At 44.0% G+C, this 20,974-nt stretch carries 19 protein-coding genes; 13 read left to right on the top strand and 6 right to left on the bottom strand.

The genetic code is table 11. From position 1 onward, the window contains the following. Positions 1 to 128: 128 nt before the first annotated feature. Positions 129 to 1,784, bottom strand: a complete 1,656-nt coding sequence (locus C3420_RS11195; protein ID WP_103800657.1) for a long-chain-fatty-acid--CoA ligase — start codon at positions 1,782 to 1,784, stop codon at positions 129 to 131. Between the two features lie 258 nt (positions 1,785 to 2,042). Next, positions 2,043 to 2,210 (bottom strand): hypothetical protein, encoded by a 168-nt coding sequence (locus tag C3420_RS17400; protein WP_004894933.1) that lies wholly within the window; start codon positions 2,208 to 2,210, stop codon positions 2,043 to 2,045. A 186-nt stretch (positions 2,211 to 2,396) separates the two neighbouring features. Here C3420_RS17400 and C3420_RS11190 point away from each other — a divergent pair, with 186 nt between their 5' ends. Then, positions 2,397 to 3,809, top strand: a complete 1,413-nt coding sequence (locus tag C3420_RS11190; RefSeq protein WP_103800656.1) for a PLP-dependent aminotransferase family protein — start codon at positions 2,397 to 2,399, stop codon at positions 3,807 to 3,809. A gap of 38 nt (positions 3,810 to 3,847) precedes the next feature. Here C3420_RS11190 and C3420_RS11185 read toward each other — a convergent pair whose 3' ends face one another. From C3420_RS11185 to C3420_RS11175, 3 genes are all read right to left on the bottom strand, one after another. Further along, positions 3,848 to 5,182 (bottom strand): DcaP family trimeric outer membrane transporter, encoded by a 1,335-nt coding sequence (locus C3420_RS11185; protein WP_171294471.1) that lies wholly within the window; start codon positions 5,180 to 5,182, stop codon positions 3,848 to 3,850. 111 nt (positions 5,183 to 5,293) lie between these two features. Beyond that, positions 5,294 to 6,664: an MFS transporter gene (locus C3420_RS11180; protein WP_103800654.1), complete on the bottom strand. Its 1,371-nt coding sequence runs from the start codon at positions 6,662 to 6,664 to the stop codon at positions 5,294 to 5,296. A 415-nt stretch (positions 6,665 to 7,079) separates the two neighbouring features. Next, positions 7,080 to 7,994 carry a LysR family transcriptional regulator gene (locus C3420_RS11175; protein ID WP_103800653.1) on the bottom strand — a complete coding sequence of 305 codons (915 nt, stop codon included), beginning with the start codon at positions 7,992 to 7,994 and terminating at the stop codon, positions 7,080 to 7,082. A gap of 114 nt (positions 7,995 to 8,108) precedes the next feature. Between C3420_RS11175 and C3420_RS11170 the strand changes: the two genes are divergently transcribed. The 12 genes from C3420_RS11170 to pcaD all read left to right on the top strand — a co-directional run bounded on the left by C3420_RS11170 (position 8,109) and on the right by pcaD (position 19,363). After that, a complete protein-coding gene (locus C3420_RS11170; protein WP_103800652.1) occupies positions 8,109 to 9,218 on the top strand; it encodes a muconate/chloromuconate family cycloisomerase in 1,110 nt (369 codons plus the stop codon). 23 nt (positions 9,219 to 9,241) lie between these two features. Next, positions 9,242 to 9,532 (top strand): muconolactone Delta-isomerase, encoded by a 291-nt coding sequence (catC, locus tag C3420_RS11165; RefSeq protein WP_103800651.1) that lies wholly within the window; start codon positions 9,242 to 9,244, stop codon positions 9,530 to 9,532. Positions 9,533 to 9,694: 162 nt separating this feature from the next. Then, positions 9,695 to 10,615: a catechol 1,2-dioxygenase gene (catA, locus tag C3420_RS11160; RefSeq protein WP_103800650.1), complete on the top strand. Its 921-nt coding sequence runs from the start codon at positions 9,695 to 9,697 to the stop codon at positions 10,613 to 10,615. A 71-nt stretch (positions 10,616 to 10,686) separates the two neighbouring features. Beyond that, positions 10,687 to 12,075, top strand: a complete 1,389-nt coding sequence (gene benA / locus C3420_RS11155) for a benzoate 1,2-dioxygenase large subunit (RefSeq protein WP_103800649.1) — start codon at positions 10,687 to 10,689, stop codon at positions 12,073 to 12,075. Then, complete coding sequence (gene benB, locus C3420_RS11150; protein ID WP_092819601.1) at positions 12,072 to 12,563, top strand: benzoate 1,2-dioxygenase small subunit; 492 nt, start codon at positions 12,072 to 12,074, stop codon at positions 12,561 to 12,563. Before benA ends, benB begins: the two co-directional genes overlap by 4 nt. An 89-nt stretch (positions 12,564 to 12,652) precedes the next feature. Further along, positions 12,653 to 13,669 carry a benzoate 1,2-dioxygenase electron transfer component BenC gene (gene benC, locus C3420_RS11145; RefSeq protein ID WP_103800648.1) on the top strand — a complete coding sequence of 339 codons (1,017 nt, stop codon included), beginning with the start codon at positions 12,653 to 12,655 and terminating at the stop codon, positions 13,667 to 13,669. A 17-nt stretch (positions 13,670 to 13,686) separates the two neighbouring features. Continuing rightward, positions 13,687 to 14,472: a benzoate diol dehydrogenase BenD gene (benD, locus tag C3420_RS11140; RefSeq protein WP_103800647.1), complete on the top strand. Its 786-nt coding sequence runs from the start codon at positions 13,687 to 13,689 to the stop codon at positions 14,470 to 14,472. A 58-nt stretch (positions 14,473 to 14,530) separates the two neighbouring features. Further along, on the top strand, positions 14,531 to 15,751 hold the full coding sequence (benE, locus tag C3420_RS11135) for a benzoate/H(+) symporter BenE (protein WP_004894958.1): 1,221 nt from the start codon (positions 14,531 to 14,533) through the stop codon (positions 15,749 to 15,751). Positions 15,752 to 15,788: 37 nt separating this feature from the next. Further along, positions 15,789 to 16,460 (top strand): 3-oxoacid CoA-transferase subunit A, encoded by a 672-nt coding sequence (locus tag C3420_RS11130; protein WP_004731110.1) that lies wholly within the window; start codon positions 15,789 to 15,791, stop codon positions 16,458 to 16,460. Between the two features lie 19 nt (positions 16,461 to 16,479). Then, complete coding sequence (locus C3420_RS11125; RefSeq protein ID WP_103800646.1) at positions 16,480 to 17,133, top strand: 3-oxoacid CoA-transferase subunit B; 654 nt, start codon at positions 16,480 to 16,482, stop codon at positions 17,131 to 17,133. A 171-nt stretch (positions 17,134 to 17,304) separates the two neighbouring features. Then, positions 17,305 to 18,510, top strand: a complete 1,206-nt coding sequence (gene pcaF / locus C3420_RS11120; protein ID WP_103800645.1) for a 3-oxoadipyl-CoA thiolase — start codon at positions 17,305 to 17,307, stop codon at positions 18,508 to 18,510. 73 nt (positions 18,511 to 18,583) lie between these two features. Continuing rightward, positions 18,584 to 19,363, top strand: coding sequence for a 3-oxoadipate enol-lactonase (gene pcaD, locus C3420_RS11115; RefSeq protein WP_103800644.1), 780 nt, complete (start codon positions 18,584 to 18,586; stop codon positions 19,361 to 19,363). A gap of 69 nt (positions 19,364 to 19,432) precedes the next feature. Here pcaD and C3420_RS11110 read toward each other — a convergent pair whose 3' ends face one another. Then, positions 19,433 to 20,320 carry a DMT family transporter gene (locus C3420_RS11110; protein ID WP_071320736.1) on the bottom strand — a complete coding sequence of 296 codons (888 nt, stop codon included), beginning with the start codon at positions 20,318 to 20,320 and terminating at the stop codon, positions 19,433 to 19,435. Positions 20,321 to 20,974 lie beyond the last annotated feature (654 nt).

Here is a 20,974-nt window from a genome sequence, read left to right as displayed (position 1 = left end):
AAAGGCATTTCATGCCAGTTCGACTATTTGGATCGAATATTTTTCTATGAGCTTTATGGCTATAAATATGCAAAAGGCTGACCACATTTCTGTAATCAGCCTTGTTATTTTGGAAGAGTTTATAGGTATTATTCTACAGCTGGGCTGAGCTCTGTTTGCTGATCCAGCAATACTGTTCCAAACTTTTCACGCAAGTCTTTTTTCAGCATCTTGCCAGTACCACTCAGTGGAATTGCATCGACAAAAATTACTTTGTCTGGCACCTGCCATTTAGCCACTTTGTCAGCAAAATAATCCAGCAATTCTGGCTCGGTGAGCTGACTGTCAGGTTTTTTAATCGCAATCAGGATTGGACGCTCATCCCATTTCGGATGCTGTGCAGCAATGACAGCTGCCATGGCTATTTGCGGATGACCCATAGCCAGATTTTCCAGTTCCACTGAGGAGATCCATTCTCCGCCCGATTTGATCAGATCCTTGGCACGGTCGCTGATTTTCATAAAGCCATCTTCATTTAAGGTGGCAATATCCCCCGTATCAAACCAGCCATCAGCAGTTAAAGAAGATTCTTCCTTACCAAAATAGTTATTGATGATCCAGTGACCACGAATCTGCAAATTGCCTGTGGTTTCACCATCGCGAGTAATTTCATTCGATCCATTTTCTTCATCAGTCAAACGCAAGTCGACGCCAAATGGTGGACGACCTTGAGAAAGACGAATTTCTAAACGCTCTTCCTCACTCAAATCCAGATGCTTGGCTTTAATCTGATTGGCAGCACCAAGTGGACTGGTTTCCGTCATACCCCAGGCATGGATGGTTTCACAATCAAACTGTTCTTTAAATACTTTTAGCATTGAAGGCGGACATGCCGAACCGCCGACAACATTGCGTTTTAAGCTTTCTAACTTGGAACCCGACTGTTGCGCTGCTGCAATCAAACCTTGCCAGATCGTTGGTACACCTAAGGCAACTGATACTTTATAGCTGTCAATTAAATTGACCAGACTAGCGCCATCCAGCCCTGGGCCTGGCAATATCAAAGTACAGCCGACCATCGCTGCTGCATACGGTGTCCCCCAGGCATTGACATGGAACATCGGTACTACAGGCAGCATGATATCTCGTGCAGATACATTCAGTGAATCCGGCAAACTGATCGCAAAACTATGTAATGTCGTTGAACGGTGACTATATAAAACACCTTTTGGATGACCTGTAGTTCCAGAGGTATAACACAGTGAGCTTGCTGCATTTTCATTGAGAACAGGCCAATCAAAATCATCAGATTGATCGGCAATCAGCTCATCATAGAATTTCACATCTGGAAGAGCTTCAAGGATAGCCTCCTCTTTTGCATCCAGACAGATAAAGTGCTCTACCTTGCTTAGCATCGGTTTGACGGCTTTAATTAAGGGTACAAAGGTTTTATCAAACAGGATTACACGGTCTGATGCATCATTAATAATAAATACCAACTGTTCAGGGAATAAACGCGGGTTAATCGTGTGGCAAACAAATCCACTTCCAGAAATGGCATACCAGGATTCCAGATGACGATGGTTATTCCATGCAATGGTCGCGACACGGTCGCCATGTCGCAGTCCCAGCTGATTCAGCACATTGGCGAAACGTTTGGCATTGCTACGAATTTCGCCCCAGGTCGTATGGGTCATGCTGAGATCAGTATTTTTTGAAATTACCGCAGTATCGGCATGATAGCGTCCTGCATGTTCAATCATGCTGCTGATCAGTAAGGGCTGAAACATCATATTTCCAAGCATGTTGTGCTCCTTTATCCTTGTTATACGTCCATATTGTTGTCGAGATTTTTAAATATTTTTATTTAAGCATGATGCGCAGATTAGCAGACACTGCAAAATAAACTTATCACTTGCTTGAATCTAGCAAGGAAAAATATGAAAGCAAGTAGCAAAATGTGACAAAAACTACGGCGTCTATGAAAATATCAAAAACTATCATTTTTTATAATGGAATAATTATATGAATAAAAATCCCGGTCATTAAACCGGGATTTTTTATTATTTGAGTCCTGAGAAGAACAGGTTATCAGCGTTGACCACTAAAACCACCCCCAGACAAAACAACCCTGCATAAATAGCGAACCAAATAATCATCTTTTTGAAAGCTTCATCAGAAATACTGCTGTCTGCATATTTCGGTGCTTTTTTCTGTTCGTCTGGAGTCATATGCTCACCTGTCGCTGGATTTAGGGACTATCCTTATTTTCAGCCCGATTGCAAAAAATGAGTAGATACAAATACTGCCTAAAAAAATATAACAGATAAATCATAACTGCTCCAACTGTTATATTTAACCTGACTAAATATGCTATATATGCAGGTAAATTTCCATTTTTCTATTTTTCTTGATGTATGTATAAATTTGAAAAACTCGCGCTCAGTATTCGTCATATGATTGAGGACGGCATCTGGAAAGCCCATAACAAACTCCCTTCATTGCGTGAGCAGTCTGAACTTTCCGGTTATAGCCTGATGACAGTGTTAAATGCCTATCAGGAACTTGAGGCACAAGGCTGGCTGTATGCCAAAGATAAATCCGGGTATTACATTGCAGAACGTGCTGGTCTTGCAATAACTTCCATTAAAGAAACATTAGCAGCTCACGAGAAAATACAGATCAATTCGGTAGTATTTAACTATCTAAAAGATACCCAGGCAACAGATATGATCCCGTTAGGATCGGCATTTCCCAATCCGGAACTGCTATTTAATAGCAAATTTATGCAGTTGTTATCCCAGCATTCCAAACGTAAAAACAGCTATCTGAATCATCCAAATATGCCACCGGGTAATCTGGAGCTGCGCCAGATCATTGCCGGACGTTATCAACTACAAGGTATATCATGCCATTCAGATGACATTGTCATTACATCTGGTGCGCTGGATGCTCTAAATTTGTCTTTACAGGCACTCACCCAACCGGGAGATTATATTTTTTTACAGGAAACCGTATTTTATGGGGCCTGGCAAGCTGCTGAAAGACTGGGACTAAATGTCATTACTCTTCCTGATGATCTTGAACGTGGTTTTGATCTGAAAGCTTTTGAAAAAGTCCTGAAACAATATCCGATTAAAGTCTGCTGGCTGATGTTGAACGCACAGAACCCGATTGGCTATACAGTTTCTACAGAAATCAAAGAAAATATTGCACAGTGCTTAGCTCAGTATCAGGTGCATCTGATTGAAGATGACGTTTATCAGGAACTGAACTTTGGCAAGGAAAAACCAGTGCCAGTGAAATATTTTGACCAGGAAAATATGGTGCTGCACTGTGGTTCATTTTCTAAAACACTAGGCATGGGTGCTCGGGTCGGCTGGGTCTTTGCAGGCCCATACTCCAATGCTATTCAACATCTACAGTTGATGAGTACCCTGAGTGTGAGTCCGCTTTTACAGAATACATTGGTAGATTTTGTTGCGCATCATCATTATGAAAAGCATTTGCGTAGTTTGCGCCGTCATTTAAATCAGAACAAAAAACGTTTTTATCAGGAACTCAAAGCCAGATTACCTGAAGACTGTAAGATTCACTATTATCCAACGGGCTACTTTTTATGGGTAGAGCTGCCTGAAGATATGGATTCGCAGCAGCTCTATACGGATTTGCTTGAACAGAAGATTTCCATTGCACCGAGTTTGCTGTTCAGGCCTAAACATGCAGTGCAGAACTTTATTCGATTAAATTGTTCTTTTGAATGGACAGATGAACTTGCTCGAGCTGTAGAACAGATCATCGATCAAATTGAACACAATAAAAAAGCGTGAACTGGGTTCACGCTTTTCAAAATGTAATCCGAGAAATATTAGAAGCTATAGATTGCAACCGCGTTAATCCTGTTGTCTTCACCTTTATTACTGCCATTCGTGGCTGCATCTAATGCTTCACGTTCACCATAGACATATTCCAGGCCAAAACTTAAAGGTTTGGTCGGACTATAGAACACGTTTGCCCAGGCTTGCCAAAGATCCTTGTTAATTGCTGTTGGATTCACGGTAGCAGTAACATATCCATTATCTTGCTCGAAATTCATATAACCATAGCCCAAGGTACCACGTAACTTGTCATTAAACTGCTGGGTTAAACCGACAGTAATCGAGTCGAACTCACTCTGTAAAAGATCCCCGTTCGTCGCTCTAACTACACCAGGATTAGCATAAGACACAAAGCTGCTATCACCTTTAACATGGTAGTAATCGGCTTTTAAAGTAGTACCCGGTACAACTTCATATTTTGCACCCAGACCTACACCCCATGCCATTTCTTCATCTTCATTGACACGCTTTTCATTCCCCATGGCACGGGCACTGACGCTAAGATTATCAGCAAATTTATGGTTTAGGCGTGCGGTTAAGGCAGGCAAACGCTGTTTGATTCCAGTAATAGTGCCATCTTTTGGATCTTCTACTGCAAGGACCAGATTGGTAGCAGGACTAAAGGTACTAGTATGACGAACCTGAGGCGTACGCTTTACTGCACCACCTGCATAAGCCAAAGCATCTACAGTTTCTGGCATATAATCCGGTATAGCAAAGTTTGACCAGGTCTGACCAATCAGCCAGTTGGCATAACTCATATAAGCATGACGGATACGTAAATTATCCAGACCTGCGCCACCCAGGAAATCTACTTCAACTTTAGCACTCAGGGCTTTGTCCCCAGCACCTACAGGAGCTTTAAAGTCCATCCCTAGACGGGTTGCAGAAAGTGTCGATTTAAACTCATCACTGCGCTCGCCTACACCTTTAAGTGGAACAGCATTAATCTGGTTATACATACGTGTAGCTGCACCGCCTTCAGCCTGATAAGAGGCATCGGCACGGACATTTCCGTAAAGATTGAATTCAGCACCACTAGCAAGTTTCATGACCGGTTTGGCTGCTGGTGCTATAGCTGCCGGTGTTGTTGCCTGTGCTGTATATGTAACTTGTCGAGACTGCTGCTGTTCAATCATGGCACGCAAGGCTTTGACTTCCTGACGTAACTGCTCGATTTCATCCTGACTGGATTGAGCTGTGCTTTGCGCTATAGCTGACAGGCTGATACCGCCTATACTTATTACCATCATGCTCATCAAAACTTTACGTTTGAAGGTTGAATTATTGATTGATTGTTGATTAGTGAATTGCGACATGTTCATCCTAAACTCGCTTTTTTATTGTGCAATTTAATTCTAGTAACCGGTCACCACCACTTATGATGGTGACCTATTTCATTGAAATATTTACTTTATTAACTGATATTTTCTTTATTAATTCGCTTCTTTGGCAAGTATCGCTTCGCTCGATTCAGAGATTTCAAGGACCTCACCATCTACAGAAGCTCTCAGGTTCACCAGAAAAATGGCCAGCGCTGCAATCACGCCCGGAATCGCGATGGCAAAGAAGTTCATTTGGTGTGGTAGTTCCATTGTCAGCAATGCACCTGTCAAAACGGGTCCAACGATGGCACCAATACGACCAATTCCCGATGCCCAACCCATTCCGGTAGAACGCACAGTAGATGGGTAATATTGTGCAACAAAGGTATATAACAAGATCTGTGAACCGATCGTTGCAGCACCAGCGATTGCAATCAGGGTATAAAGTACAAACTGCGGGCTGTTAAAACCAAGCAGAATTAAGGCAGATGCACCACACAGGAACATAATGGTCAGCACTTTTTTGATATGGAATTTATCAGCCAGATAACCCCCACCAATTGCACCGACCATACCGCCAATATTCAGCGCGAACAGGAACAGCATACTTGCACCGAGTGAATAACCGGCCTGAATCATCAGTTTTGGTAACCAGCTGCCTAATGCATAAACCATTAACAGGCACATGAAGAACGCAACCCAGAACATTAAGGTACTGAAAGTACGGCCTTGCTGGAACAGTGCGCGTAATGGAGCTTCATCACCCTTTTTCACTTCGTTCAGGACAAATTGAGAATTTTCTGTAACATCTTGAGCAGGTGAAATCTTTTTAATGATGTTTCGTGCTTCTACAGTCTGATTTTTGACGGTTAGATACATCAACGATTCAGGCAGGAATTTCCAGATTAACGGTAAAGCCAATAAAGGAACACCGGCAATATAGAACATGATCTGCCAGCCAAACTGTGGTACCAGCCATGCACCTAAAAGTGCAGACGTCATACCGCCAATCGCATAACCACTAAACATCAGGGCAACCAAGGTGCTACGGATACGTTTTGGCGCATATTCGGTCATTAGCGCTACAACGTTTGGCATAACTCCGCCAATGCCGAGACCAGCCAGAAAACGTAAAACTCCAAACTCTACCGGTGAGCTGGCGAATGGCCCCAGGAAGGTAAATCCGCTAAAAATTGCCACACAGAGCATAATCGTTTTCTTACGCCCGATTTTGTCGGACAGCGTGCCGAAACTCATGGCACCAAACATCATCCCGAACAAGGCAGTACTGGCTAACATGCCTGCCTGTACCGCTGTTAAAGACCATTCCTGCATTAATAATGGTAAGGCTACTCCATAAATCACCAGGTCATAGCCATCAAAAATAATAATGATCAAACACCAGATCAGAACACCCCAGTGAAATGGTGTAAATTTCGCTTCATCAATTAATGTATTGATATTGACTTTGGTTGCTTCCATCTTTGCCTCCTGCAAATGCAACGTTCCAATTAATGGAGCAACAATGCAGCATGGCTGGATAAATGTCCAAAACCGAATATATCTATATCTATACCTTCAAAGTTGTTTACAGGCAGAATCGACCTTCCAGGACCGATGTTTTCATCATAAATCGGGTTTGCTGGCTGAAATACCTGGTTTTTATATAGGTTTAGGGTATGAAAGAACCTAAAAGGTTGAATATCAGAGCACTTTGATCAGCAATCAAACAAAATAGGTATAAAAGGAAGATTTAAAATTTTCTTCTTTATCAAAATTTCCCGATTGCACTAAAGTCGTAGATCGCTGCATACTTTTTTTAGAGGGTAAGGAGAAAACTCCGCCCAAGCCTTAAACTTAAGTCTAAGGCGCGGTATAGTCAGGGATAAATACATATCTAAAAACTGTTTCTATCATATTTAATTGCTTCCAAATCATACACTTGGTAAATACAATCAAATAAGGACATGATGTCTTCACTCTCGTCCATATTGCGCATAGTCAGAAAAACCGGGCTGACTGCACTCTCGTCTAGAATCGGGATATAGTTAAGGTGAGCTAACTGAATCGAATGAGCACTTTCCGGTACAATACATACACCCTCACCCGCTGCGACCAGCCCCAGCGCCAGCTGAATTTCCCTTACAATCCGGACATGTTGTGGTTCCAGATTATATTCTGAAAATAATCCCTGTACCTGGGTGGCGAAACTTGGAGAGGTATGATTAGGATAGAGAAATAATTTTTCATCAACAATATCAGCAAGATATATCCCTTTATTATGGGAAGATAAAGGATGGCTGGAATGTACACCGAGTACCAGACGTTCTTCACGCAACAGCACCCGCTTTAATGCCGGATCAGAAATACGTAAACGCCCAAAGCCAACATCTATACGCCCTTCTTTCAGTGCCTTAACCTGTTCCATGGTGGTCATTTCCACCAGTTCAATTTTCAGGTGTGGCTGTTGCTGCCTATATAAGTAGACAATACGCGAAAGCAATCCATAAAGCAGAGATCCAACAAAACCCATGGTAACCGTGCGTTCTACCATACCAATACGCTTGGTCATGGATTTCACTTCTTCAGCATTGGCCAGAATTTTTACCGCATGCTGGTAGAAAAAATACCCAGCCTGAGTGGTTTTAAGTGGTCGACTGCCACGCTCAAATAACGCAATACCAAGTTCTGCCTCAAGATTTTGAATCTGGCGGCTTAATGGGGGCTGGGCAATAAAAAGTTTCTCTGCAGCTTTAGTAAAACTTTGCTCTTCAACTACTGCTACAAAATACCTTAAATGTCTGAGCTCCATAACGTGCATACCTTTTAAATATAATAAAATGCAAAAATGGTCTTCGACAGCCATTTATGATTCTTTTAAGGTATATCAAGTCAAAGCATTAAAGCAAGAATGTGAACCCGTATTATGTATAAGTCAGTTGAAACCTTGCTGGTAGAAATTCCAACCATTCGTCCTCACAAGATGGCAGTGGCGACGATGCAAACCCAGACCCTGGTATTGGTCAAAATCACCACTGAAGATGGTTACATCGGTTGGGGTGAAGCAACAACGATCGGTGGCTTAGGTTATGGTGATGAAAGCCCTGAAAGTGTCAAAGTAAATATTGATACTTATTTTGTACCGCTTTTAAAAACATTATCAGGCTTAAATGTTGCACAGACATTACAAGCAATCAAAAAAAATATTAATGGCAACCGTTTTGCGAAATGTGCCATTCAAACTGCCCTGCTGGATATTGAGGCGCAGCGTTTAGGTTTACCACTTTCTGAACTTCTAGGCGGTCGTTTACGTGATGGCGTACCGGTCCTCTGGGTACTGGCTTCTGGTGATACTGAAAAAGACATTGCTGAAGCACAAAAGATGCTGGCTGCAAAACGCCATAACTTCTTCAAGCTAAAAATCGGTTCACGTCCAGTAGAAGCAGATGTTGAACATGTTCTGGCAATTAAAAAAGCCTTAGGCAATGACGTTTCTATTCGTGTAGATGTAAACCGTGCCTGGTCAGAGCTAGATGCGATTAAGGGCATTACTCTACTACAGGAAGGTGGCGTTGACCTGATTGAACAGCCTTGTGCTATTGACAATATTGATGCCATGCAACGTCTGACCCGTCGCTTTGATATTGCCATTATGGCCGATGAATCACTGATGGGGCCAAGCACTGCCTATAAGCTGGCTCGTACTAATGCAGCTTCTGTATTTGCAGTTAAAGTGGCGCAATCAGGTGGCTTACTGGAAGGCCGTGATGTCGCAACAGTGGCTAACCTTGCAGGGATTGACCTGTATGGTGGCACCATGCTGGAAGGTTCAGTAGGAACAATTGCATCCGCTCACCTGTTCTCGACCTTTGAGAATCTGGCCTATGGTACTGAACTGTTCGGCCCACTACTGCTGACGGAAGAAATTCTGAAAACACCACTGCAATACCAGAATTTTGAGCTGCATCTGCCGCAAGGTGCCGGGCTGGGTATTCAGCTGAATGAAGACAAGATCGACAATTTGCGCCGTAAATAAGCAATTAGATTGAGGAGTGAGACATGCTGTTTCATGTACGTATGGATGTAAATATCCCGCTGGATATGCCTGCCGAGAAGGCCAACGAAATCAAGGCTGTTGAAAAAGCCTATTCACAGGATTTACAGCGCCAAGGTAAATGGCGCCATATCTGGCGCATCACAGGCCAGTATTCAAACATCAGTATTTTTGATGTGCAAAGTAACGAAGAGCTGCACAACATTTTGCAGGGCTTACCACTGTATCCATATATGGATATCGAAATCATGGCACTAAACCGCCACCCTTCTTCAATCTGGGAAGATGACACCTGATCACAATGACCGAGACCTGGAATATGCCAGGTCGGTCAAATCTGAACACATCCGATGAGAGTATTCAGAGGGTAATTAACAAAGGACTGTGGCAGCCAAGTTTCAGCCATAAGGATTGAAACAACAGCCACCAATAAACAGACATACTTAAGGAGCAATAGTATGAACCGTCAACAAATTGATGCATTAGTTAAACAAATGAACGTGGATACAGCCACAGGTCCTGTAGACGAGCGTGTCCAGCAAATCGTTGTGCGCCTGCTAGGTGACCTTTTCCAGGCGATCGAAGATCTTGATATTTCTCAGTCAGAACTCTGGAAAGGTCTGGAATACTTTACCGATGCCGGTCAAGCCAATGAATTGGGCCTACTGGCTGCAGGCTTGGGTCTGGAACACTACTTAGACTTACGTGCTGATGAAGCAGATGCTAAAGCAGGTATTACGGGCGGTACGCCACGTACAATTGAAGGTCCGTTATATGTGGCGGGTGCTCCTGAATCTGTCGGCTTTGCCCGTATGGATGATGGCTCTGAAGAAGGCAAAATTCCGACACTGATCATTGAAGGTACAGTTAAAGATACTGACGGCAATATCATTGAAGGTGCCAAAGTTGAAGTTTGGCATGCCAACAGTTTGGGTAACTACTCATTCTTTGACAAGTCACAGTCTGACTTTAACCTGCGCCGTTCTATTTTCAGCGACCAGGATGGTAAATATGTGGCTTTAACCACTATGCCAGTAGGTTATGGCTGTCCTCCAGAAGGCACGACTCAATTCGTACTGGACAAGCTAGGCCGTCACGGTAACCGTCCATCGCACGTACATTACTTCGTATCTGCACCGGGTTACCGCAAGCTGACTACTCAATTCAACATTGAAGGCGACCAATACCTGTGGGATGACTTTGCATTCGCTACTCGTGAAGGTCTGGTTGCAACTGCGGTTGACGTGACTGATGAAGCTGAAATTGCAAAACGTGGTCTGAAAGGTCCTTTCAAACACATTCAATTTGATATTGAACTTGTGAAAGAGAAAGAAGACGCACCTTCTACTGAAGTTGATCGTCGCCGCGCTAGCGCTTAATACATTAAGAAGCGGGATATGCCTTGAGATATATCCCGCTGACTTCCCCCTTGGAAAGTCGGAGAAAGGACATGCCTCGTATTCCCGTAATTAACACCAGCCATTTAGACCGCATTGACGAATTACTGGTTGATGATTATGAATCTGGTGAATTTAAACTACACCGTTCAGTATTTACAGACCAGGCCCTGTTTGACCTTGAGATGAAATACATCTTTGAAGGCAACTGGGTTTATCTAGCACATGAAAGCCAGATTCCAAACAATAACGACTTCTATACTACCTATATGGGTCGTCAGCCGATCATCATTGCACGTAACCGTCAAGGTGAACTGAATGCCATGATCAATGCCTGTTCGCATCGCGGTGCACAATTGTGCCGTAACAAGAAAGGCAATAAAGCAACTTATACTTGCCCATTCCATGGCTGGACTTTCAATAACTCAGGTAAGTTATTAAAAGTTAAAGATCCGGCTGAAGCGGGTTATTCAGACTGCTTTAACAAAGACGGTTCACATGACCTGAAAAAGGTTGCCCGTTTTGAAAACTATAAAGGTTTCCTGTTCGGCAGCTTAAATCCGGATGTTCCTTCTCTGGAAGAATACCTGGGCGAAGCGACCAAAATCATTGACATGATCGTGGATCAGTCTGAACAAGGTCTGGAAGTTTTACGTGGTTCTTCGACTTATACCTATGAAGGTAACTGGAAGTTGACTGCTGAAAACGGTGCTGATGGTTATCATGTGTCTGCTGTACACTGGAACTATGCTGCAACGACTCAGCAACGTAAAGAAAAAGAGGCTGGCGACAACATCCGTGCGATGAGCGCAGGTGCATGGGGCAAACAAGGCGGTGGTTCTTACGGCTTTGAACACGGTCACATGCTGCTTTGGACGCAATGGGCTAACCCGGAAGACCGTCCTAACTTTGCCAAAAAAGATGAATACACCGAGCAATACGGTGAAGCTATGGCGAAATGGATGATCGAACGTTCACGTAACCTGTGCCTCTATCCAAACGTATATTTCATGGACCAGTTCGGTTCACAAATTCGCGTATTACGTCCACTTTCTGTCGATAAGACTGAAGTGACCATTTACTGTATCGCGCCTAAAGGTGAAGAGCCAGAAGCACGTGCACGCCGTATCCGCCAGTACGAAGACTTCTTTAATGCTTCAGGTATGGCTACTCCAGACGACCTGGAAGAATTCCGTGCCTGTCAGGCGGGTTACGCAGGTATCGCGCTTGAGTGGAACGACATGTGCCGTGGTTCTAAACACTGGATCCAAGGTCCGGATGATGCTGCCAACGAAATCGGTTTAAAACCAAAACTTTCTGGTATTAAAACGGAAGACGAAGGTTTGTATCTGGCTCAGCACCAATACTGGTTAGAACTGATCAAGAAAGGCATTGCGACTGAGAAAGAAATTGCGGCATCTACTGAAGGAGAAAACGCATGAGCGACATCACTTTAGAAAATATTGCTCAATTTCTCTATCAGGAAGCTCGCTTTCTAGATGATGAGCAATGGGATGACTGGTTACAGTGCTATGCCCCTACCGCTTCTTTCTGGATGCCGGCTTGGGATGATGATGACAAACTGACCACAGATCCGCAGTCTGAAATCTCTTTGATTTATTACCCGGACCGTCAAGGTTTGGAGGACCGCGTGTTCCGTATCAAGACTGAACGCTCGTCTGCAACCATGCCGGATACCCGTACCAGCCACAACATCAACAATATTGAAATTGTTGAGCGTGATGGTGACAAAGTAACGGTTCGTTTTAACTGGAATACCTTGAGTTTCCGTTACAAAACCAACTACAGCTACTTCGGTATGTCACGTTATGTGATCGATTTTTCTGGCGACAAACCACAAATTTTAAGCAAGTACGTGGTGCTGAAAAACGATTATATCAACCAAGTCATTGATATTTATCACCTCTAAGACTGTTCTACAGCAAGGTAAAACCTTTCAGCCATATGGAAATTTGGCTGAAAGGTCTAGTTTTAAAGATTTATATAGGATATTCAGCCATGTCAAACCACAATGTTGCACTTCAATTTGAAGATGGCGTTACACGTTTTATTTCTGTTGCACAAGGTGAAACCCTGTCAGATGCAGCTTACCGTCAAAAGATCAATATTCCTTTGGACTGCCGTGACGGTGCATGTGGAACGTGTCGTGCGTTTTGTGAATCAGGTTCGTATGACATGCCTGAAGAAACTTATATTGAAGATGCACTGACTCCTGAAGAAGCAGCTGAAGGCTACATTCTTGCATGTCAATGTAAACCGACTTCTGACGCCGTATTCCAGATTCAAGCTTCTTCTGAAGTATGTAAAACTGAAATTCATGAATTCCAGGGTACTTTGGCTCGCGTCGAAAACCTGTCTGACTCGACCATTACTTTTGACATTCAGCTCGATGAAGGTCAGCCGGACATTCACTTCCTGGCCGGTCAATATGTGAACGTGGGTATTCCAGGTACAACTGAAACCCGTTCTTATTCGTTCAGCTCTAAACCAGGCAACCGTCTAACCGGCTTTGTGGTACGTAACGTGCCAAATGGTAAAATGAGTGAGTTCTTGAGTGCCAATGCCCAAGCTGGCGACAAAATGACCTTTACTGGTCCATTTGGTAGCTTCTACCTGCGCCCTGTGACCCGTCCTGTCTTGATGCTGGCGGGTGGTACAGGTATTGCACCATTCATGTCGATGCTGCAAGTGCTGGAAGAAAAAGGTTCAGAACATCCAGTGCGTTTAGTATTTGGTGTGACCAATGATTTCGACTTGGTTGCCATTGAAAAACTGAACGAACTGCAAGAAAAATTCCCGTGGTTCGAATACCGTACAGTGGTTGCTAACCCGGAATCGGCACATGAGCGTAAAGGCTATGTGACCGGTCATATCGAAAACGAATGGCTAAATGGCGGTGATGTAGATGTCTACCTGTGTGGCCCTGTACCAATGGTTGAAGCGGTTCGCAGCTGGCTGGATGCTGAAGGCGTAAAACCTGCAAGCTTCCTGTTTGAAAAATTCTCTGCCAACTAATAGAGGGAATTTGTTCAATGTCTAATCGTCAAAGATTTGAAAATAAAGTTGTGATCGTGACGGGTGCCGCTCAAGGCATCGGTCGCGGTGTCGCGCTGCAAGTGGCGAGCGAAGGCGCTCAAGTCGTCATGGCTGACCTTTCCTCTTATGTGGAAGAAGTTCTGGCTGAAATTGAAGCGACTGGCGGTGATGCGATTACCGTCAAAGCCAATCTGGAAACGTTTTCCGGTGCTCAATCAGTCGTTGAAAAAGCGCTAGAAACCTATGGCCGTATCGACGCCCTGATCAATAACGTCGGTGGCGCGATCTGGATGAAACCTTTCGAGGAATTTTCTGAAGAGGAAATTATAAAGGAAGTGAACCGTTCATTGTTCCCGACCTTGTGGTGCTGCCGTGCAGTACTTCCAGAAATGATTAAAAATCAGAAAGGTACCATTGTAAACGTATCTTCCATTGCAACACGCGGCATTAACCGTGTGCCATATTCAGCATCCAAAGGTGGTGTGAACGGCCTGACCGCTTCCCTTGCATTTGAACATGCCAAAGACGGCATCCGTGTCAATGCAATCGCGACGGGTGGTACAGAAGCACCGCCACGTAAAGTACCGCGCAATGCCAATCCACTAACTGAGTCTGAAAAGGAATGGATGCAGCAAGTGGTTGATCAGACCATTGACCGTACGTTTATGGGTCGCTACGGTACGATTCAGGAGCAAGTGAATGCAATTGTATTCCTGGCTTCCGATGAATCATCTTATATGACAGGTACAGTGGTACCGGTCGGTGGTGGTGATCAGGGCTAATCCTGATCATCACGATTTTTAACAGGCTCATGGTTCGACGCAAGGAGGCACATCACCAATGAATACCCTGTTTCAGACATTAAAAAATGATTGGTCAATTTCAGCGACTGTTGCAGGATTTTTAGCAGTGCTAATTTCCTATTCAGGGCCACTGATCATTTTTTTCCAGGCGGCACAGCAAGCCCAGGTTTCCCCAGACATGATGATTTCATGGATTTGGGGAATTTCTATTGGTGCTGCACTCGCAGGTATCTTTTTATCGATTAAATACAAAATACCTGTTGTCACCGCCTGGTCTGCGCCCGGAACGGCTTTATTAGTCACGCTGTTTCCCGATATTTCGCTCAATGAAGCGGTTGCTGCCTATATCACCTCTGCCGTGGTGATTTTTTTCATTGGGATCACCGGTTATTTCGACAAATTGCTGTCCTGGATTCCTCAGGAAGTCGCTGCCGGAATGATGGCGGGGATTTTACTGCAGTTTGGTTTAGGGTTGTTTACCGCGACCGATACCATGCCCTATATCGTCTTTGGCATGCTGGCGGTATTTTTGCTGGCCAAGCGTTTCAGTCCACGCTATGCGATGGTCTGGGTACTGGTTGCCGGTGTGGTTTTAAGTATGTTACTGGGCAAGATTAACCCGGTCACGGCAGATTTTAGTCTGGCAATTCCGCAATTTATTGCACCAGAATGGACCTGGAGTTCAACCCTGAATCTGGCCCTCCCGCTCATTCTGGTCAGCCTGTCTGGTCAGTTTTTACCGGGAATGGCCATTATCAAACTCAGTGGTTATGACATGCCAGCCAAGCCGATTATTAGTGCGACCAGTATTGCCTCGCTTGCAGTGGCCTGTGTAGGTGGTATCACGATTGTCTTGGCCTCGATCACAGCTGCTTTGTGTCTGGGGAAAGATGCCCACGAGCTGAAAGAAAAGCGTTATATCGCTGGTGTGGCGAATGGGCTTTTTTACATTTTAGGCGGCTTATTTGCCGGCAGCATTGTCATGCTTTTTAGCCTGATGCCCAAAGAATTAATTGCGGCTTTGGCAGGACTGGCATTACTGGGTGCGATTGCCACCAACATTTCCGTGGCCATGGGCAAAGAGTCGCAACGTGATGCAGCGCTGATCACCTTTTTAGCGACTGCTTCCGGCATGCATTTCTTGGGACTGAGTTCAGTCTTTTGGGGAATTTGCATTGGCCTGGTCGCGCATTTTCTGCTGTCACAGAAAAACCGTAACGCAGTTCCGGTTACAGCATCAGATTCAAAACGAGTTTAAAGACATCCATCAGTTTAGGATATGTAAGGACCAGATTATGATAGATAAAAGTTCATTATCATTGAAAGAAGCACTCTCCCAGATCAAGGACGGTTCTACCATTATGATCGGTGGTTTCGGTACAGCGGGTCAGCCTGCTGAACTGATTGATGGTCTGATCGAGTTGGGCATTAAAGACCTGATTATTGTCAACAACAATGCCGGTAATGGCGATTATGGTTTAGCAAAACTGCTTAAAGCTGGCGCTGTTCGTAAAATCATTTGTTCTTTCCCGCGTCAGTCTGACTCGTGGGTATTTGACGAATTATATCGTGCAGGCAAGATTGAACTGGAACTGGTACCGCAAGGTAATCTGGCTTGCCGTATTCAGGCAGCAGGTATGGGCTTAGGTCCAATCTATACCCCTACCGGTTTTGGTACTTTGCTGGCTGAAGGCAAACCGACCATGAACTACGAAGGTAAAGACTACGTTTTAGAAAATCCAATTAAAGCCGACTTTGCCTTGATTAAAGCTTCTAAAGGTGACCGTTGGGGCAATCTAGTCTACCGAAAATCTGCGCGTAACTTCGGCCCGATCATGGCAATGGCAGCAGATGTGACCATCGCTCAAGTTTCTGAAGTGGTTGAACTCGGTGCACTGGATCCAGAGCACATCATCACCCCGGGAATTTTTGTTCAACACGTTGTTCAAGTTAAACCTGCACAATAATTGGCATCGGAGAGAAATAATGAGCTATAGCAAACTGACCCGTGACCAGATCGCTGAACGTGTGGCACAAGACATTCCTGATGGTGCCTATGTAAACCTCGGTATTGGTTTACCGACCAAGATTTCCAACTACCTGCCAAGCGATAAAGACGTCTTCCTGCATTCTGAAAATGGCCTGTTAGCATTCGGTCCTCCTCCTGCTGAAGAAGACCGCGATCCTGAGTTGATCAATGCTGGTAAAGAATTCGTAACTTTACTTGAAGGTGGTTCTTTCTTCCATCATGGTGACTCTTTCGCAATGATGCGTGGCGGTCATTTAGGCATCGCCGTACTGGGCGCGTTCCAGGTCGCTGAAAATGGTGACTTGGCTAACTGGCATACTGGTGCTCCAGATGCAATTCCAGCAGTCGGCGGTGCAATGGATCTGGCTGTGGGTGCCAAGAAAGTCTTTATTACCACAGATCACGTGACCAAAAAAGGAGAGCCAAAAATTGTGGCTGAGCTTTCCTATCCGGCTACAGGCCTGAAATGTGTCGACCGTATCTATACCGACCTGTGCGTGATTGATGTCACCCCTGAAGGCATGAAAGTGATTGAGAAAGTTGAAGGTCTGTCATTTGAAGAATTGCAGTCATTAACTGGTGCCAAACTGATTGATGCGACTCAAGGTTAATACACTTTAAAGAAATTTAAAATCCCCCTCATCCTCCTGAGTAAAACTTAAGCATTACTTTAAGTTGATGCGCAAGAAAGGGAGACTTTATATCGAAACTCAAAGCTTTTTGAGTCCGGGCAAGTCTCCCTCCTTTCAGGAGGGATTAAGGGAGGTAAAAGGATTCAATAAATGAAAAACGCATATATCGTTGATGCCATCCGTACCCCATTCGGCCGTTATGCCGGTGGCCTCGCACCTGTCCGTGCAGATGACTTAGGTGCTGTACCAATCAAAGCTTTGATTGAACGTAATCCATCGGTGAACTGGGAACAGGTCGATGACGTGATCTATGGCTGTGCCAATCAGGCCGGTGAAGATAACCGTAACGTCGGTCGTATGTCATCCCTGCTTGCAGGTTTGCCTTATCAGGTGCCGGCAACGACCGTAAACCGCCTGTGTGGTTCATCGATGGATGCAATCGCAATGGCAGCACGGGCGATTAAAGCCGGTGAAGCTAATCTGATTATTGCCGGCGGTGTAGAAAGCATGTCGCGTGCCCCATTCGTGATGGGCAAGTCAGAAACAGCGTATGGCCGTAGCCAGAAGATTGAAGACACCACCATGGGCTGGCGTTTTATCAATCCGAAACTAAAAGAAATGTACGGCGTGGAAACCATGCCGCAAACGGCTGAAAATCTGGCGGAACAGTTCAACATCAACCGTGCAGATCAGGACAAATTCGCCCTGACCAGCCAGCAACGTACCGCAGCAGCGCACGCCAAAGGTTTCTATAAAAACGAAATCATTCCGGTGGTGATTCCACAACGTAAAGGCGATCCGGTGGTCGTGGATAAAGATGAACATCCACGTGCGTCTACCACTGCAGAAGCGTTGGCGAAACTGAAACCTGTGGTAAAAGCAGACGGTACAGTCACAGCAGGTAATGCATCAGGCATTAACGATGGTGCAGCAGCACTGTTGATTGCATCCGATGACGCCATTGCACAATACGGCTTAAAACCGCGTGCCAAAATCCTTGGCTCAACCGTTGTCGGTGTTGAACCGCGCATCATGGGCTTTGGTCCTGCGCCTGCCATCAAAAAGCTGCTTGCGCAAACCGGCTTAACGCTAGAGCAAATGGATGTCATCGAGCTGAATGAAGCTTTTGCTGCCCAAGCACTGGCATGTACCCGTGACCTAGGTATTGAAGATGGCTCAGAGAAAGTTAATCCTAATGGTGGTGCAATTGCTTTGGGTCACCCATTAGGTGCATCTGGTGCGCGTTTGGTAACAACAGCACTGAGCCAACTTGAACAAACTGGCGGTAAATACGGTTTATGTTCAATGTGTATTGGTGTTGGTCAAGGTATTGCTTTGATCATTGAACGTGTTTAATCCTCATTAAAAGTCCCCCCTATCATAACGGGGGATTTAAGATGGATTTATAAGATTAAGGATTTTAAAAAAAATGCCAACATTTACATCAAATGATGCGCAAATCAACTACCAAACTTTTGGAGATGCTGCAAAACCTGCACTAATTTTTTCAAACTCGCTTGGTACAAACTTCAAAATGTGGCAAGCACAGATTGATTTTTTCCAGCAGGATTTTTTTGTCATTTGCTACGACACACGTGGTCACGGTGCATCATCGGCGCCGCAAGGCCCATATAGCATTGATCAATTGGGTCAAGATGTTGTAAATCTACTCGATCATTTGAATGTTGAAAAAGCTACATTCTGTGGTATTTCTATGGGTGGTTTAACAGGTCAATGGTTAGCGATTCATCGCCCTGAACGTTTTAATCAGGTGGTGGTATGTAATACTTCAGCAAAAATTGGTCAAGAACAGGCTTGGAATGACCGTGCCGCATTGGTACGCGAACAAGGTTTACAGCCGATTGCTTCGACAGCAGCATCACGCTGGTTTACTGAACCCTTTATCCAAAGCAACGCGACAGTGGTCAATAATCTTCAAAACGACTTGGCAGCTGGCAGCGCCGAAGGTTATGCGAGCTGTTGCGAAGCTTTGGCTAAAGCGGATGTACGCGAACAACTGAAAGACATTACTGTGCCAGTTTTAGTGGTTGCAGGTCAGCAAGACCCTGTAACGACTGTGGCTGATGGTCAGTATATGGTAGATCGTATTGCCAACAGCCAACTATTTGAAATCAATGCTTCGCATATTTCAAATATTGAACAACCTGAAGCTTTTAATCAGGCAGTGCAAGAATTTATTGCAGCTTAAAAAGCGCATCGCAATAGTAGAAAAGCCACTGTTCGTCAGTGGCTTTTTCTGGATCAAATTAAATAAGAATTAAGCCCAAATCACTAAAATTGCCGCAATCACCACCAGCACCAGTCCCCAATGTTCAGCCTTGGCCAGTTTATCTTTAAAGAAATACGCCGAGATCAGCATACTAAATAAAATCTCGATCTGACCTAAGGTTTTCACCACCGGTACACTCATCATGCTCATGGCAGTAAACCAACCAAGGGATGCTGTGAAACTACAAAAGCCTACTTTCATAGTCAGTCCCATACGTTCGCGCATAGCGACGAGTGTTTTACGGCTAAATAGGCTTAGGTAAATGAGCATACTGATGCATTGGAAGCCAATGACTGAAATCAACACCCAAGATGCACGGTGTAATACAGGCAAATTAGTTAGTTCTAGACTGGCTTCTCGAACTAAAAGTGACGTAATGGCAAAACAAAGTCCGCTACCCACCCCGATCATCAACGTTTTAGCAGAAAGTCCACTCAGTTGGTTGCCTTTACTTAGTAAAAATACTGCATACCCCCCAATGAGTACGCCAATCCAGGCTAAGAACGATAAATGATCTGATAGAAAAGCCACGCCAATAATCGCGGCTAAGATGGCTTCACTTTTGGCTAAACCAACACCAATAGCATAATTTTTTTGTTTAAACAGTTGCACCATCAGTACAGTGGCAAGAATTTGGCTCACTCCTGCAATGAAAATATATATCCAATACTTTGCAGTAAAATGAACTACTTCTATGACTGGGTAAAAATGGTACAGCAGTTGGATATAGATAAATGCAAGTGGAAAACCAAACAAGAAACGCGCAAGCGTTACGCCCCAAACGTCGACAGTTGAACTCAGTTGTTTTTGAAATGCATTACGCCATGCCTGCATGAATGCAGCCATTAAGGTAAAGAAGATCCAACTGATTGCCATGTCTCATCTGCTGTTAGGTTAAAAGTGAAATAATTTTAAGCCTTTGCAGATGAGATGACTAATTAAAAAAGGGTTTGAAGTTGATAGCGGAAAGTTTGGATTGTAATTTGTTAACAGGACTAAACTAAAATTTTAATATCCAAAAAATCAGTTTAATATTTAACGTTAGCCATCCTTGCTTTTAATGATATTTACAACACTTGACAATTGATCTAAATCTTCAAAAAATATAAGGAATTTTATCATCGGAAGTAACAAGTGGTGAAAAAATTATAGATTCAAACTTATCAAATCCATCAGGATGTTTCTTTTTTAATTCAGATGCTGAATCAGCATAACCTTGAATAAATCGACATAAAGTTAATCGCAAATCAAGCTGTAATAACTTTGATTAAATTGAACGCATTGTTTGCAAAACAATTTTAAAAAAATGTAGAAGTAAAAATATCAATAAAGTAAAAGGTACAGTCAATAGATCTCTTTCATAAATCAAAAAACGATCTTCTTTTTGGTTAATATTTGCACTCCGGATTTCTTGGCATTCGTGCATAATCTGCGGATGAAATACATCGATTCAAACAAGCTTTCTGATCCTCAGTTCAAGCGATACACAGGCATCTCATGGTCAACTTTCTATTTGATGGTTGAGCAATT

The organism is Acinetobacter sp. ACNIH3 (assembly GCF_002918965.1).
GTDB lineage: Bacteria > Pseudomonadota > Gammaproteobacteria > Pseudomonadales > Moraxellaceae > Acinetobacter > Acinetobacter schindleri.
This window is presented reverse-complemented; position numbering and strand designations above follow the sequence as displayed.